General features: G+C 44.7%; 14 protein-coding genes and 1 riboswitch. Of the genes, 7 read left to right on the top strand and 7 right to left on the bottom strand.

All coding sequences use genetic code 11. The annotated features are described in order from the left end of the window. Positions 1-49 precede the first annotated feature (49 nt). From infA to aat, 3 genes are all read right to left on the bottom strand, one after another. Positions 50-268 (bottom strand): translation initiation factor IF-1, encoded by a 219-nt coding sequence (gene infA, locus RH45_RS19320; RefSeq protein ID WP_001040192.1) that lies wholly within the window; start codon positions 266-268, stop codon positions 50-52. 80 nt (positions 269-348) lie between these two features. Continuing rightward, the gene (locus RH45_RS19315; RefSeq protein WP_008080447.1) at positions 349-1,047 is read right to left on the bottom strand and encodes an arginyltransferase; all 699 of its coding nucleotides are present in this window, start codon (positions 1,045-1,047) and stop codon (positions 349-351) included. Continuing rightward, a complete protein-coding gene (aat, locus tag RH45_RS19310; RefSeq protein ID WP_039958942.1) occupies positions 1,037-1,765 on the bottom strand; it encodes a leucyl/phenylalanyl-tRNA--protein transferase in 729 nt (242 codons plus the stop codon). Before aat ends, RH45_RS19315 begins: the two co-directional genes overlap by 11 nt. A gap of 19 nt (positions 1,766-1,784) precedes the next feature. Between aat and RH45_RS19305 the strand changes: the two genes are divergently transcribed. Further along, positions 1,785-2,240 carry an outer membrane lipoprotein gene (locus RH45_RS19305; RefSeq protein WP_008080443.1) on the top strand — a complete coding sequence of 152 codons (456 nt, stop codon included), beginning with the start codon at positions 1,785-1,787 and terminating at the stop codon, positions 2,238-2,240. 157 nt (positions 2,241-2,397) lie between these two features. Further along, positions 2,398-3,678, top strand: coding sequence for a 3-phosphoshikimate 1-carboxyvinyltransferase (gene aroA, locus RH45_RS19300; protein ID WP_008080429.1), 1,281 nt, complete (start codon positions 2,398-2,400; stop codon positions 3,676-3,678). 73 nt (positions 3,679-3,751) lie between these two features. Here the strand turns inward: aroA and RH45_RS19295 are convergent, their stop codons facing one another. Continuing rightward, on the bottom strand, positions 3,752-4,000 hold the full coding sequence (locus RH45_RS19295; protein WP_008080428.1) for a YciN family protein: 249 nt from the start codon (positions 3,998-4,000) through the stop codon (positions 3,752-3,754). 370 nt (positions 4,001-4,370) lie between these two features. Here RH45_RS19295 and topA point away from each other — a divergent pair, with 370 nt between their 5' ends. The 5 genes from topA to RH45_RS19270 all read left to right on the top strand — a co-directional run bounded on the left by topA (position 4,371) and on the right by RH45_RS19270 (position 12,917). Then, on the top strand, positions 4,371-7,004 hold the full coding sequence (gene topA / locus RH45_RS19290; RefSeq protein ID WP_008080426.1) for a type I DNA topoisomerase: 2,634 nt from the start codon (positions 4,371-4,373) through the stop codon (positions 7,002-7,004). Between the two features lie 193 nt (positions 7,005-7,197). After that, positions 7,198-8,901, top strand: coding sequence for a GGDEF domain-containing protein (locus RH45_RS19285; RefSeq protein ID WP_008080424.1), 1,704 nt, complete (start codon positions 7,198-7,200; stop codon positions 8,899-8,901). Between the two features lie 389 nt (positions 8,902-9,290). Continuing rightward, entirely contained in the window at positions 9,291-10,508 is a 1,218-nt protein-coding gene (gene glgC, locus RH45_RS19280; protein ID WP_008080422.1) for a glucose-1-phosphate adenylyltransferase, read from the top strand. Beyond that, the gene (glgA, locus tag RH45_RS19275) at positions 10,498-11,958 is read left to right on the top strand and encodes a glycogen synthase GlgA (protein WP_008080421.1); all 1,461 of its coding nucleotides are present in this window, start codon (positions 10,498-10,500) and stop codon (positions 11,956-11,958) included. Before glgC ends, glgA begins: the two co-directional genes overlap by 11 nt. A gap of 155 nt (positions 11,959-12,113) precedes the next feature. Beyond that, a complete protein-coding gene (locus RH45_RS19270; RefSeq protein ID WP_008080419.1) occupies positions 12,114-12,917 on the top strand; it encodes an alpha/beta fold hydrolase in 804 nt (267 codons plus the stop codon). Here RH45_RS19270 and RH45_RS19265 read toward each other — a convergent pair. From RH45_RS19265 to RH45_RS19255, 3 genes are all read right to left on the bottom strand, one after another. Further along, positions 12,914-13,219, bottom strand: coding sequence for a putative signal transducing protein (locus RH45_RS19265; RefSeq protein WP_008080417.1), 306 nt, complete (start codon positions 13,217-13,219; stop codon positions 12,914-12,916). The genes RH45_RS19270 and RH45_RS19265 overlap by 4 nt on opposite strands. Beyond that, positions 13,219-13,896, bottom strand: coding sequence for a TVP38/TMEM64 family protein (locus tag RH45_RS19260; RefSeq protein WP_039958940.1), 678 nt, complete (start codon positions 13,894-13,896; stop codon positions 13,219-13,221). The genes RH45_RS19265 and RH45_RS19260 overlap by 1 nt, the downstream gene beginning before the upstream one ends. Before the next feature lie 253 nt (positions 13,897-14,149). Further along, the gene (locus RH45_RS19255; RefSeq protein WP_008080414.1) at positions 14,150-14,743 is read right to left on the bottom strand and encodes a TfoX/Sxy family DNA transformation protein; all 594 of its coding nucleotides are present in this window, start codon (positions 14,741-14,743) and stop codon (positions 14,150-14,152) included. 184 nt (positions 14,744-14,927) lie between these two features. After that, positions 14,928-15,015: riboswitch (cyclic di-GMP riboswitch) on the bottom strand. Positions 15,016-15,046: the final 31 nt, after the last annotated feature.

Genomic DNA, 15,046 nt, shown 5'->3' with positions numbered 1-15,046 from the left:
CTTTTTTGTTGTATTCGACTAATTCGGATTGCTCAAAAGCAGTCTGAGATTAACGAGCACGGAAGACGATGCGACCTTTAGACAGATCGTATGGAGTCATCTCTACAGTTACTTTGTCACCAGTAAGAATACGGATGTAGTTCTTACGCATTTTACCAGAGATGTGAGCTGTAACTACGTGGCCGTTTTCTAGCTCAACACGGAACATTGTGTTTGGAAGAGTATCAAGGACAGTGCCTTGCATCTCAATTACGTCTTCTTTAGCCATTTAATCCTCTTTTAAAAATGGACGATTTCAACCGGTCAAAAACGCCGATTAAAATGAATTAAGTAAAGTTGGGGCGTATTCTACCCTTGCCAACGCTGATTTACTAGCCTTTGATGACGTTGAAAGCGTACTTTGTAATTCATCGCAGGACATTCATCGATTTGATAGCCCAAATAGAGCCACTGTTTCCCTTGCTGGCGGCAGTATTCTAGTTGATAAAGAACGCCTAAAGTGCCGAGAGAGATCTCATAATCAGGGTCAAAAAAGGTGTAAAAAGCACTAGCACTGTTTGACAGAATATCGGTTACCGCTACGGCGATGAGCTTTCCTCGGTCATAAATGTGCAAATACTGGGTGTTGAGCCAGGCGCAAGTAGAGAAAGCGGCAAACTCATTTTTTTTGGGGGGGTACATAGAACCAGCTCGGTGGCGAGCTTCAATGTAACGAGAATAGAGTTCAAACCAATTATCATCCATCTCTAACTTGAGTTGCCAATCGAATGCGTTTGCTTTGTTAAACAGACGTTTCTGGCTTTTTGACTGTTGAAAATCTGGAACAGACACGCGCAGGGCATGACATGCTGAGCAACTATCGCAATGGGGCTTATAAATAGTATCGCCACTGCGACGGAAACCGTTGGCAAGTAAGATTTCATAACTGGAGCCACAATGCATGGCAGGATCAAGGGCAACGGCCACCCGTTCTTGTCGTTCAGCCAAGTAACTGCATTGATGGCTATCAGTTAAGCCAATACGAATCTGTTGTAGATCAGAACTCATCCAAATCCTCAGTCGGTGATGTTAACCACTGTTGTGAAAAGCAGCCTTGCTTTAATGGTTTACCTCTAAAGGATAGCAGTGTTTTGCTAAATTCATCTCGTTCAAGTTCTGTGGCTCCGAGTGATGCCAAGTGTGGGTTCATTACTTGGCAATCAATTAACTGGCCCTCGAACTGCTTGAAATGATGACAGAAATACCAGAGAGCCACTTTAGACGCATTGGTTTTTAGACTAAACATAGACTCGCCGCAGAATAACTGGCCAACAGAAATACCATATAGCCCGCCAACAAGCTGCTCTTCATGCCACACCTCTACGGAATGACAAAAGCCTTGTTGAGCCAGTGTCTTATAGGCCGTTCGCATATCCTCATTTAACCAAGTTTCTTCTGGAGACCTTAGCGAAGCGCAATGGTCAATTACATCGGCGGTAGCTCTGTTTATACTGACCGTATAGGCGTGCTTCCTTTGATACTTTTTGAGACTTTTTGCTGCTTTAAAGGTCTTAGGATTAAACACTGCTCGTGGGGAAGGGCTCCACCAAAGGATCGGCTCACCAGGGCCATACCAAGGAAAGATGCCATTTTGGTATGCAAACATGAGACGCTCTGGTCGTAAATCACCACCTAGTGCAAGCAAGCCGTTCGGATCTTCCAATGCATCCTGTAGGGAAGGGAACCATATCTCGTCGGGGTCTAATTCGGTCAGGTAGAGCGTCATACAGTAAGAGGGTTAGTAAATGAAGAAATTACTTTGGATCATATTGGTTTTTCCGTTAATTGCCAATGCGGCGTACCAGCGAAATACGGCGAGGCCAGTCAATGAAGTTGTTTTTGGCAAAGTGGATACCGTTCGTTACATCAGTCAGCAAGAGGTCGTTCAGTCTCAAGGTTCTGGCTGGGAAACATTATTGGGGGCGGTTGTCGGTGGATTGGTCGGTAATCAGTTCGGTGATGGCCGAGGAAAAGAGGTCGCAACAGCGGTGGGAGCCGTTGCTGGCGCTAGTGTCGCAAGGAATCGGGTTAACCAAGAGTACCGGATCGAATATAAGCTGGTTGAGCTACTGATAAAAACTGATAAAGGTAAGCTAATCAACGTCATTCAAGATATCGACAACAGTATGCTATTTGAGCAAGGTGATCCAGTTCGTATTCTCTATTTTGATGATGGTGTCAGAGTAGATAAAACCTATTGATAGGCCGGAATTGCTGCAAGGTCGTCATACCATAATTATTCAGATTTATTCGTTAATTTGGTCTGGTTTTACTTACAAATTTTAGATAGTCTGCAAGTACGAAGAATTTTTCATCGTCCGGTGGGTAAGGCTGGGCGAGCAAGGAACATCAATTTAAATGGAAAGCCTTACGTTACAACCAATCAATAAAGTTTCTGGTCAAGTGAACCTACCTGGTTCAAAAAGTGTATCAAACCGAGCACTGCTACTAGCAGCCCTAGCAAAAGGGACAACCCGTCTCACTAACCTGCTTGATAGTGACGATATTCGTCATATGCTGAATGCGCTCACCCAACTTGGTGTGAATTATCAACTGTCGGATGACAAGACCGTCTGTGAAGTGGAAGGGTTAGGTCGACCATTCAATGTTGCCGAGGCTCAAGAGCTCTTTTTAGGTAATGCAGGTACCGCAATGCGTCCGTTGGCTGCCGCGCTTTGTTTAGGCAGCGGTGAATACGTGTTAACTGGCGAACCTCGAATGAAAGAGCGTCCAATTGGCCATCTAGTTAATGCATTGCGTCAAGCGGGAGCCGAAGTTGAATACTTAGAGGCTCAAGACTACCCACCCCTGAAAATCACGGGCACTGGTCTAAAAGGTGGTACAGTCGAAATTGATGGTTCGATTTCTAGCCAGTTTTTGACGGCATTTTTGATGTCTGCACCGCTTGCTCAAGATGACGTGACGATAAAAATTATTGGTGAGTTGGTTTCTAAACCTTACATTGATATCACGTTGCACATTATGGCTCAGTTTGGCGTAACAGTGGAAAATCGTGATTATCAAGAGTTTGTTATTCGTAGTGGGCAATCTTATGTCGCTCCGGGTGACTTTCTGGTTGAGGGTGACGCGTCTTCAGCCTCTTACTTCCTAGCCGCAGCGGCGATCAAAGGCGGTGAGATCAAAGTGACGGGCATCGGTAAGAAGAGTATTCAAGGCGACATTCAATTCGCTGACGCACTAGAAAAAATGGGCGCTGAGATTGAGTGGGGAGACGACTATGTGATCTCCCGTGTTGGCACGCTTAAAGCTATCGACATGGATTTTAACCATATTCCAGATGCTGCGATGACGATCGCGACAACGGCGCTATTTGCAGAAGGGACGACGGCGATTCGCAATGTGTACAACTGGCGTGTTAAAGAAACCGATCGCTTGGCGGCGATGGCAACAGAATTACGTAAAGTTGGTGCAGAAGTCGAAGAAGGGGAAGACTACATCATAGTCACTCCTCCAGCGCAATTAACTCATGCTGCGATAGACACTTACGATGATCATCGTATGGCGATGTGTTTCTCACTGGTTGCGTTAAGTGATACGCCAGTGACGATTAACGACCCTAAGTGTACCTCTAAGACCTTCCCTGATTACTTTGATAAGTTGGAAGGGCTCAGCTCTTAGTCGACATAGAGTCGAAGTGCAAGAGAGGAAAAAGGGTTGGCGCCTTCGTGCCAACCCTTTCATTTTTGTGCTGCTATTTCTCTAAGGTAAATTCTTTTGATAAATGATGCGCTAGATATTTAAACATATTGAATACAGCTGGCGTTTTTTCAGTCGGTAAGCCGTTGTCATCGAGGAAATAATTCCCTTTGAAAACCAGCACACCTTCTTTTTCTTCTGCGCTGTCAGCACGCATGCCTTCGAGGTAATCGTCGTGCTCTTGAATGACGTGATTGGCTATCAACAACAACTCAAATTGAGAAATAACGTTCTTTTCACTCATCTTACATACTCACTAATCGAATTATCTTCTATATAGAAGAGGCAATGGAGCGATTGTAAGAGGTTCGAACCTAAATTCAATAGGGTCAGATCAATGAAATTGCGAAGTAGAGCAGCCAAGAGTGGAATCAGTTTTGTGACAGGCGGCATAAAATCCGTTTAGCGACTAGCGTCCTCGATTATGTGCCGTTTAGTATGTGGCACTTTCAAGTCCGTCGACTTTCGTCGATTTGTCGAGCAGTTAAAGTTTATTTTTGAAAAAGATATTGATCTTCTTGTAATCTCGCTCAATAGTAAAAAAAGAACCGAAGCATTAAGTATGTCATGCGATAATTTAAATGTCGCGTCATTATAGGACACTTGAGTCAATTATGGGTAAGTCACTGGTTATTGTGGAGTCGCCGGCAAAAGCGAAAACCATCAATAAGTATTTAGGTAAGGACTTCATCGTAAAGTCCAGCGTAGGTCACGTACGTGATCTACCAACTGCAGGCCAAAGCACTGGTCAAAAAGCTGCAGCGGTATCAACCAAAGGCTTGAGTGCTGAAGAAAAAGCACGCATTAAAAAAGAAAAAGACCGTAAAGCACTCATTAAAAAGATGGGTATCGACCCTTATCACGGCTGGGAAGCAAACTATCAAGTTCTTCCGGGCAAAGAGAAAGTGGTTGCGGAGCTGCAAAAACTCGCCAAAGACGCAGATAGCGTTTACCTCGCAACCGATTTGGACCGCGAAGGAGAAGCCATCGCTTGGCACCTTCGTGAGATCATCGGTGGTGATGAAGAGCGATACAAACGTGTAGTGTTTAACGAAATTACTAAGAATGCCATTCAGCAAGCGTTTGAAAAACCAGGTGAGCTGAGCATGGATGGTGTTAATGCCCAACAAGCGCGTCGTTTTATGGACCGTGTCGTAGGCTTTATGGTTTCCCCTCTGCTATGGAAAAAAGTCGCGCGTGGTTTGTCTGCGGGCCGAGTGCAATCCGTAGCGGTTAAGTTGTTGGTAGAGCGTGAACGTGAAATCAAAGCATTTATCCCTGAAGAGTTTTGGGATATCCACGCCGATACTAAAACATCAGATAAAACAGATTTTCGTCTTCAAGTTGCGCAGAAAGACGGTACTGCGTTTAAGCCAGTTAACGAAGCTGAAACCCAATCTGCGATTGCGGTGCTTGAGAAAGCGGCTTACGAAGTATGTAAACGTGAAGACCGCCCTACATCAAGCAAACCTTCAGCACCTTACATTACGTCTACGTTGCAACAGGCAGCGAGTACTCGTTTAGGCTACGGTGTTAAGAAAACCATGATGTTAGCTCAGCGTCTCTATGAAGCGGGTTACATTACTTATATGCGTACTGACTCAACCAACTTGAGTTCTGAAGCGGTAGAAGCCGTACGTGGATTTATCGGTAGCGAGTTTGGTGATGAGTATTTGCCTGCGAAAGCTAACGTCTATGGTAGCAAAGAGGGTGCTCAAGAAGCGCACGAAGCGATTCGTCCATCGGATGTTGCGGTTAAAGCCGATGATCTAGCAGGTATGGAAGCGGACGCGCACAAGCTTTACGCTTTGATTTGGAATCAATTTGTTGCGTGTCAGATGACGCCCGCGAAATACGACTCTACGACGGTTAGCGTGAAAGCCGCTGAATACACGCTGAAAGCCAAAGGCCGTATCCTTAAATTTGATGGCTGGACTCGTGTTCAGCGCCCAATGGGTAAAAACGAAGATCAAATTCTGCCAGCCGTTCAAGTTGGCGATAAGATAGATTTGATCGCTTTAGACCCTAAACAGCATTTCACTAAGCCACCTGCGCGCTTTACTGAAGCAGCATTGGTTAAAGAACTTGAAAAGCGCGGTATCGGTCGTCCTTCTACCTACGCGTCTATCATTTCGACCATCCAAGATCGTGGTTACGTGAAAGTGGAACAACGCCGCTTCTACGCCGAGAAAATGGGTGAAATCGTCACTGACCGTCTAGATGGCAGCTTCGATGAACTGATGAACTATGAGTTCACTTCCAAAATGGAAGAGAAGCTGGACCAGATAGCAGAAGGTGATGCCAACTGGAAGAATGTGTTAGATAGTTTCTTTGCTGATTTTACCGGTGATCTCGCGAAAGCTGAGCTGGATGAAGAGCAAGGCGGTATGAAGCCAAATCATATCGTTTACACTGATATTGAATGTCCTACTTGTTCTCGACCAATGGGGATTCGTACCGCATCAACGGGTGTGTTCTTAGGTTGTTCGGGTTACGCACTGCCGCCAAAAGAACGCTGTAAAACGACCATTAACCTTGGTGATGAAGATGGCATCATTAACGTTTTGGAAGAAGACGTTGAAACGGCTGCACTAAGAGCGAAAAAACGTTGCCCTATCTGTGAGACGGCGATGGACGCTTACTTGATCGACGATAAGCGTAAGCTGCACGTTTGTGGTAACAACCCGAACTGTGAAGGTTACGTGGTCGAGCACGGTGAGTACAAGGTGAAAGGTTATGACGGCCCGGTTGTCGAATGTGACAAGTGTGGCAGTGACATGGTGCTGAAAAACGGTCGCTTTGGTAAATACATGGATTGCACTAGCGAGACATGTAAGAACACACGTAAGATCCTTAAAAATGGTGAAGTTGCGCCACCGAAAGAAGATCCTGTTCATCTACCTGAACTGCCATGTGAAAACTCAGACGCTTACTTTGTGTTGAGAGATGGGGCGTCAGGTTTGTTCTTAGCAGCAAGTACTTTCCCTAAATCTCGTGAAACGCGTGCACCACTGGTTGAAGAGTTGGTTCGTTTCAAAGAGCGTATTTCTCCGAAGTTCCATTACTTGGCAGAAGCGCCAGAGAAAGATCCTGATGGTCTGCCTATGGTTGTTCGCTTTAGTCGTAAGACGAAAGAGAACTATGTTCGCTCAGAAGTGGATGGTAAACCTTCCGGATATACTGCACTTTACGTAGATGGTAAGTGGGAAATTACCGACAAGCGTAAAAAGCCAGCGAAGAAGAAATAAATCTCTCCGCTCGAATTAAAAAGCAGCCTCTACGGCTGCTTTTTAGTATGTGGAATATCACCAAACCTTGTTATAAGTGTGATAAATGTATTGCTTGTAAGTATTAAATTATGAAATAGCTAATAATTCTTCTTTCTCTTTTGACAACTAAGTTAGTAGCTTCTATTGGTATAAAGTCAGTTGGGAAAGGTTCATGGAAATAAGAAAGAGCTTACTGCTATTTTTAATTTTGGTCTGTGGTGTATTCGCATTCACAGCTTTTGTTGTGTCTAAACAGGTGGTTGAAAACGTTGTCCAAGATTTGACTTGGAAATACAGCCAGGTCGCTGCGCAGTATGATGTTGAGCGAACCCTTTCCCCGATACTTGAAGAAGTCAAATTGGCGCAAACTGTGGCGAAAGACCCCCATGTTGTTTCGTGGGCTCGTAATGTGGGTGACGAGGTCTATCGGAGTACCGCGGAGGACGTGCTTGAGCGCTATCGTTGGCAGTTTAAGTCAAAAAACTTTTTCATCGTGCTCGATAGTGACCTTTCTTATCATTACAACGATGTTCAGAGCATACGTCAGCCATCTTATCTCCGTTATTACTTAGAGCCCGAGTCAGTGACGGATGTGTGGTATTTCAACCAGAGACAGCAAGGGCAACACCTTTCCGTTAATATTGCCAAAGATATTCACATTGACCGGACTAAAGTTTGGATTAACCAAGCGATTTTTGACGATGGCCAGTTTTTGGGCGTCGTCGGTACCGGAATGGATATAGAGCTTTTTACTCATCAGTTGGCTTACCGACATACCTCCTCACTTAAAACCTTATTTGTTGACGAATCCGACCGGGTTCAATTGATTCTCCATTCAGGAGAGTTTGATTACCCATTGCGAAACTCACAGTTTGAAAAGCCCTCTTTAGACACCTTCGTTCCTAACCAGAATGATTTCACGGTGCTGTCCCAGTTCATGCGTAAGCAAAAAGCAGGTCAGGAAGCTGAGCTATTGATGATTGAGCAAGAGGGAGGGCGAGCCGTCGTCGCGATTCATTATGTTGCTGAGTTAGGATGGTATGAGCTCACCTTTGTCGATGTGGCGAGTATGTTGCCCACGTGGGCGTATACCAATTTGAGCTACGTATTTTTTGCACTGAGTTTGTTGTTAGGTGGTTTTGCGTACTACTACAGTATCAAAGTTTGGATCAGGCCGATGGAAGAGCAGGTGGCAAAAATTAGAACGCTGGCAGACGGAAGTACGGTGCAATTGGAAAGCAAATTGCGCAGCACGTCGTTGGAGTCAAATTTAGCGATCTTAGAGCAAGAACTTGTGCAAAGTCGTAACTCGTTGCAAAAGTTGGTCGCATCACGAACGGCGGCGCTCGATGAATTGACGACATTGGATGTTGTTACTCGTCTATGGAATCGAAAAGGACTGGAGCAAGAACTTTCTAGAGAGCTTGCTCGCTCCGAACGTGAGCAAGAGCCTTTTGGTTTGATTTGGATCGATCTAGGGTTGACTGGTCGCAGTGATATTGACGTCAACTCAGTCACTTATGAGAACACCCTTAATGCTGCGGGGTGTGGGATCGCCCGCGCGGTACGAGCTTATGATAGAGCCGCAAGGTGGGAAGACGATGAGTTTTTAGTCTTGGTCAGGGCAAAATATTCCTGCAATTTGCAGCAATTAGCGCATCGGATTAAGACCTGTATTTCAACTGAACGCGATGTAAAAGAAGATGTGTACTGCACCGGGGGGACACTTGCCATCGGAGGGACTATCGTCGAGCCGGGAATGACAGAGAAAGAAGCGCTCACTTTAGCAGACCGCGCCTTGTATATCGCGAAAGACAAACAAGGTGAATTTATATACATCCACCAATTCGACAAACCTATTGACAGAATTGCATAAACAGTCAATCTCATACTCAATTTATATAAGCTAATCGCTTTAAACTTATCTGATAAATGCCTCAAAAGTAGACGAACTGCGACGAGTATCACTAGCTTGTAGAGATAGTGTTACGGACTTGTATCTGGAATAAAAGATAGTGTGAGCTACAGCAGGGCGATGAAAAGTAATTAATGTGAGCTCGTTAGTACAGCATATTTTAAATTGTAATCTTTCTGAAATACGATAACTTATAATAAACCTTTTGCACACCGATGCAGAAGGCGGCTAGCAACGTTAGGTTGTTTGAGTGACTTTTGATTAGGAGCAAAAGCGCTCTACGGAATGAGATAAGCCCCCCAAAATAAAAATACGCTTATCCGCTAAAAATATAATATGGAGAGAATTAAATGGCTGGTGTTTTAGGAATGATCCTTGCTGGTGGAGAAGGCTCACGTTTGCGTCCGCTGACTGAGTCTCGTAGTAAACCTTCGGTCCCATTCGGAGGAAGCTATCGATTGATCGATTTTGCATTAAATAACTTTGTTAATGCAGATTTAATGCGTATTTATGTACTGACACAGTTTAAATCCCAATCATTATTCCATCACTTGAAAAAGGGATGGAACATCAATGGCATCACGGACCGCTTTATTGATCCGATCCCAGCGCAGATGCGCACGGGTAAGCGCTGGTATGAAGGCACAGCGGATGCGATCTATCAAAACTTGCGTTTTATGGAGCTGGCAGAGCCAGAGCTAGTGTGTATTTTTGGCTCAGATCATATCTATAAAATGGATATCAAGCAGATGCTCGATTTCCACAAGGAAAAACAAGCCGCACTCACTGTTTCTGCACTTCGTATGCCACTTTCAGAGGCTTCTCAGTTTGGCGTGATTGAAGTCGATGCCGAGGGGCGCATGATTGGTTTTGAAGAGAAGCCACAAACCCCGAAATCGATTCCAGGTGACCCAGAGCACGCACTTGTATCTATGGGCAATTACGTGTTTGAAGCGCAAAGCTTGTTCTCTGAGCTGATCGAGGATGCGGATAATCCAGAATCGTCGCATGACTTTGGTAAAGACATTATTCCTAAGATGTTCCCTCGTGGGGATGTGTTTGTTTACGACTTCAGTACCAACCGAATTACTGGCGAGAAAGAAGAAGTTTACTGGCGTGATGTTGGTACCATTGACGCTTACTGGCAAGCGCATATGGACCTACTGGAGAAAGACGCTGCTTTTTCTCTGTATAACCGTAAATGGCCGCTACACACTTATTACCCGCCGCTACCGCCTGCAACTTTTACCGATTCAGATAATGGTCGTGTGCAAATTATTGATAGCTTGGTTTGTAACGGCAGCTATGTTCGTGGCTCGCGCATAGAAAAATGTGTATTGGGTTTTAGAAGTAATATTGCTTCTGCGTGTGATATTAGCGAAAGTATCCTTTTGGGTGATGTAAAAGTCGGCGAAGGCTGCGTTTTGCGTCGCGTTATTATCGATAAGGATGCTGATATTGCGCCGGGTACACAGATTGGTGTCAATCTTACTGAAGACAAAAAGCACTTCCATGTATCCGATGACGGCATTGTTGTAATTCCAAAAGGAGCACGTGTTGGCTACTAAGAATTTATCTATTCTCTTTGTAGCATCGGAAGTTGAAGGATTGATCAAAAGTGGTGGCTTAGCTGATGTGGCTAAGGCACTGCCGCTTGCTCTCCACGAACTTAAACAAGATGTTCGGCTTACATTACCTGCCTACCAAAATGTTGCAGGTATCGAGGAAGCCCAAGTAGTACTCGAAACTCAGTTAGAGCATTGGCCTCATACTGATTACAAAGTTAAAGAACTTAGTCTTTCAGGCATGACGGTTTACGCAATTGATTGCCCTCAATATTATGCTCGTTCAGAGATGTATGCCGAGAATAATCAAGCTTACGCCGATAACGGTGAGCGATTTGCTTTTTTCAGTGCAGCCTGCCTAGACATGCTTCCCAAACTGGGCTTTCAACCTGACATTGTTCATGCCAACGACTGGCACACGGGGCTGGTTCCTTTCTTAATCAAGCATCGCTTTAAATCGTCTTCATTTTTCGCCAATACTAAAAGCGTCTTATCTATTCACAATGCTGTGTTCAAGGGTGTGTTTAGTTATGATGAGTTGCAGTGTTTGCCAGAGTTTCATGCGCGTTACGCGCCAGATGCCGCGGTGAGCCCATCTCATGTGACGATGCTTAAAGCGGGGGTTTTGAATGCAGATAAAATCAATGCAGTAAGCCCAAGCTATGCTGAAGAGCTTAAGACAGAGCTAGGCAGTCATGGTATGGCTGCGGAGTTTCAACAGCGAGCAGAAGACTTAGTTGGCATTCTGAATGGCTGCGATTACTCGGCTTGGAATCCCGAAACGGATCAGTACTTGCCAGTGAATTATCGAGCGAACCGTCAAAGTATGGTACGAGGTAAGAAAGCGTGTAAGCGCAGCTTGCAGGAAAAGGTCGGCTTAGAGACAAAAGATATTGCTATGTACGGTATGGTATGTCGCTTAACGAACCAGAAAGGCGTGCATTATTTATTGCCGATACTCGATCAATTCCTTAAGCATGAGGCTCAACTTGTCATTGTTGGAACTGGTGATCCTGTGCTGGCTTCTCGTCTAAAAGAAGTCGAGGCGCTGCATAGTGATAAGTTCAAGTTTATCGAAGCGTACGACAATGGACTTGCGCACTTAGTAGAAGCGGGCTCTGATTTCTTTTTGATGCCCTCTGAGTTTGAGCCTTGCGGGCTAAATCAGATCTACAGTATGGCTTATGGAACCTTGCCTATTGTGCGCGGTGTCGGTGGTTTGAAAGACAGTGTCAATGATTACGATGCCGATCCTAATTGTGCGACCGGGTTTGTTTTCAATGAACCACAGCCAACTGCTCTGTTGCTAACCTTGCAACGTTCGCTGCTGCTGTATGCGCAGCAGCCAAACGAAGTGAAGCGGGTTCAGTTGTACGCTATGCAGCAGGACTTCTGCTGGAATAAAGCTGCTGATGAATACCTATCGCTTTATCATAGTGCGTTCAACGAGTAACAAGATTTAAATGATAGAAGGCGCTGTTAAAGGCGCCTTTTTTATTTTGTGTTGAAACAGAGAAATGACATCTATTGACATAAGTACAGTCAAAAACGACTGACTTTGTGCTACTCTTCATAGTTCTGCTATTACCAAGAGTTGTTTCCAATCCTATGAGTTCTGCAATGCTATTTCACAAAACCTTCGAGCATCCAACCAGTGATGAATGGGTGGTCTTTGTGCATGGTGCCGGAGGCAGTTCATCGATTTGGTTTAAGCAAATCAAGGCTTATAAGCAACATTTTAACCTGCTACTTATCGACCTACGTGGTCATGGCAAATCTAATCAGCTGTTAAAGGAGTTGATTGCCAATCGCTATACCTTCAAAGCTGTCACGCAAGATATCTTGCAAGTGCTGGATCACCTTAAGATTTCCTCTGCTCACTTTGTGGGAATGTCACTTGGTACCATCATCGTTAGAAACGTAGCTGAGCTGGCTGCAGAGCGAGTTAAGTCTATGGTTCTTGGCGGCGCGGTAACTCGTCTTAACACCCGTTCACAGGTGCTGGTTCGTCTTGGTAACTTATGTAAACACATCGTGCCTTACATGTGGTTATATAGCTTGTTTGCTTATATTGTGATGCCGCAGAGGACCCAAAAAGAATCTCGTCACCTATTTATTCGCGAAGCTAAGAAGCTGTGTCAGAAAGAGTTTAAGCGCTGGTTTATCTTGACTGCCGAAGTAAACCCTTTGATGAAGTATTTCAAAGATCGAGAGTTGCCGATTCCAACGCTATATCTGATGGGGGAGAGGGATTACATGTTCATCAAACCGGTTAAGGAAATGGTCGCCGTTCATAGCCAGAGTCAACTGCTTGAAATTCCGGATTGTGGTCATGTTTGTAACGTCGAACGACCAGATGAATTTAATCAGCATTCGATCGCGTTTATTCAAAAGCAAATAAGTGTCGACTAGTCTAGACTTGCCCCGCATTGCCAACAGATACCAAACTGAGGCTCATTGAGTTCCCCACACCCAGAGCATAGTTTATCCGCACCGTTATTTTCTTGATTAAATTGTTTTATCAAGGCATTCGCTTGGGCGTGTTGCTTTGTATTTAGAAGCCATACGTAGGGCTCACTGTTTTCACCAAACGGCACCTCTCCTTGCAAACCAAATATGCCTTCTCCGCGAACTTCACATTCGATGTCGTTACTTTTTAAAAGCTCACAAACAATGTGAGCTTCGGGTGGATTCGCTGCCGAATAGACTTTCATTAAGCATTTCCATTATTGGCTTGAGGAGATGTTCTAAACTTTGCCATCACCCATTTAGCAATGACTGGGAATAGGCCAAGCAGTGCAAATGAGACCAGCACTGATGGTGAAACAATACCAGATAAGGATTCAATCTGCGCCAGTTGAGTACCTGCGTTTAGATATACCGCTGTACCTGGTAGCATACCTAGCTGGCTCACAAAGTAGAAACGTGCGACAGAAATGGGTGTTAAGCCCATCAGCAAGTTGATTAGGAAGAATGGGAACACTGGGATTAAGCGCAGTGAAAACAGGTAAAATGCGCCGTCTTTCTCTACCCCTTGGTTAATCGCATTGAGTTTGTCACCAAACTTACTTTGTACCCAGTCTCTAAGTAGGAATCGACTGCTTAAGAAGGCGAGTGTTGCACCTATGGTACTTGCGAATGAAACCAACACTAAACTTGTCCAAAAACCAAACAAGGCCGCGCCTAATAGAGTGACGACCGCTGCACCAGGAACCGAAAAAGCGGTGATTGCTACGTATGCGATAAAATACGTTGCCGCGGCAATGACGAAGTTTTGGTCTATGTAGTCCGCGAGGGCGAGCTGTTGAGCTTTGGCGTTTTCTAATGTTAAGTGCTGGCCAAAGTTCGCACCGAGAAAAATGATGATGCCAACGAAAAGCAGGCCAAGTATTAATTTTTGTTCATAACAACATCCTTAATCACGTACTTTCATAAGAGACTTTTAGGCGACAGTCTTGCGTAAAAGTAAGTATAGGTATTCAAGCTTGGTAAACGAGCACCTAGCAGACAAACTATACGTAATTATCTGATTAATCGCTCATTTAAACCAATATAATGGGTATAACCAATAAGAACGAGTTAACCAACAAAAAATTTCTTTGGCGTAGAAAAAAGCCAGCATTACGCTGGCTTTCTAAAGGGGATTAATTGCTGAGCATGTTAAGCAATTCTTGTCGGCGTGCTTGGGGAATGACCGACCAGTGAGTGCCGTTTATTGCGCCTTCAAGAGCCCATAATAGCTCAACGCTCACTTCGGCTGAATGCGTTGATTGAATGGCTTTATACGCGTTCACAGCGCCCGCCTGCTCCAATGATTCGACGTCATCAATGCCCGCTTTCTTGAGCATGCGCTCTGTTGCTAGGCGTAAGTTAGGCAAATCCTTGAGTCGGTTAGGCTTGGCTTTAGATTGAATCTTTTTCTCTTCTTTAGCGGCATTCAGAGCTTGCTGCGCCACTTGCAATGTGCGCTTTGAATCTGCAACCCACTCATCACTTAAAGCAAAGTATTTAGTCACCACTGGGAACCCACGCTTCTTGTATACGTATGGTTCTAGTTCTAGCGCTTTAAACTGTTGGGTAAGTTGAGCGTCGGCACGCACGTGCAGTTTGTCATTAACGACCAGCGCAAACATTGTTTCATCTGCGAAGATGCCGAAGCCGCCAAACATTGAACGAGACTTAATTTGACCCAGTTGTTCAAACAGTCTCATTGAATCTTTAAGTATTGGTTTATCCATGCTGTATTTTCTCGGTGTATATGTATACGCCACCAATTCAGGTCCGAGAGATTAGCAAAATAATGCAGAAATTTTGTCAGTAAGGTGTCATACAAACGAAGTTTTCGTCAGCAGACATTAATCTCTAGGTTAGAAAGATCATCCGTGCTGCATGTTATCGGTTGTAGTCTTTTGCATTTTTGCCATCGGCAACCCCGCTACCTTGTAAACACATTACTTAAGGCCGGTGGCTTTGCGTCCCATCCTTTCGGAGTGGTTTGCCCTGTTCGTGGCATTGTCGAACAATTTAAGGATAAATAATAT

The organism is Vibrio sinaloensis DSM 21326, assembly GCF_000189275.1.
Lineage (GTDB): Bacteria > Pseudomonadota > Gammaproteobacteria > Enterobacterales > Vibrionaceae > Vibrio > Vibrio sinaloensis.
This window is presented reverse-complemented; position numbering and strand designations above follow the sequence as displayed.

Bases quoted from the DNA above. Each gene is read 5' to 3' on its own strand.
- infA (WP_001040192.1), bottom strand. From the start codon at position 268: ATGGCTAAAGAAGACGTAATTGAGATGCAAGGCACTGTCCTTGATACT.
- RH45_RS19315 (WP_008080447.1), bottom strand. From the start codon at position 1,047: ATGAGTTCTGATCTACAACAGATTCGTATTGGCTTAACTGATAGCCAT.
- aat (WP_039958942.1), bottom strand. From the start codon at position 1,765: ATGACGCTCTACCTGACCGAATTAGACCCCGACGAGATATGGTTCCCT.
- RH45_RS19305 (WP_008080443.1), top strand. From the start codon at position 1,785: ATGAAGAAATTACTTTGGATCATATTGGTTTTTCCGTTAATTGCCAAT.
- aroA (WP_008080429.1), top strand. From the start codon at position 2,398: ATGGAAAGCCTTACGTTACAACCAATCAATAAAGTTTCTGGTCAAGTG.
- RH45_RS19295 (WP_008080428.1), bottom strand. From the start codon at position 4,000: ATGAGTGAAAAGAACGTTATTTCTCAATTTGAGTTGTTGTTGATAGCC.
- topA (WP_008080426.1), top strand. From the start codon at position 4,371: ATGGGTAAGTCACTGGTTATTGTGGAGTCGCCGGCAAAAGCGAAAACC.
- RH45_RS19285 (WP_008080424.1), top strand. From the start codon at position 7,198: ATGGAAATAAGAAAGAGCTTACTGCTATTTTTAATTTTGGTCTGTGGT.
- glgC (WP_008080422.1), top strand. From the start codon at position 9,291: ATGGCTGGTGTTTTAGGAATGATCCTTGCTGGTGGAGAAGGCTCACGT.
- RH45_RS19270 (WP_008080419.1), top strand. From the start codon at position 12,114: ATGAGTTCTGCAATGCTATTTCACAAAACCTTCGAGCATCCAACCAGT.
- RH45_RS19265 (WP_008080417.1), bottom strand. From the start codon at position 13,219: ATGAAAGTCTATTCGGCAGCGAATCCACCCGAAGCTCACATTGTTTGT.
- RH45_RS19255 (WP_008080414.1), bottom strand. From the start codon at position 14,743: ATGGATAAACCAATACTTAAAGATTCAATGAGACTGTTTGAACAACTG.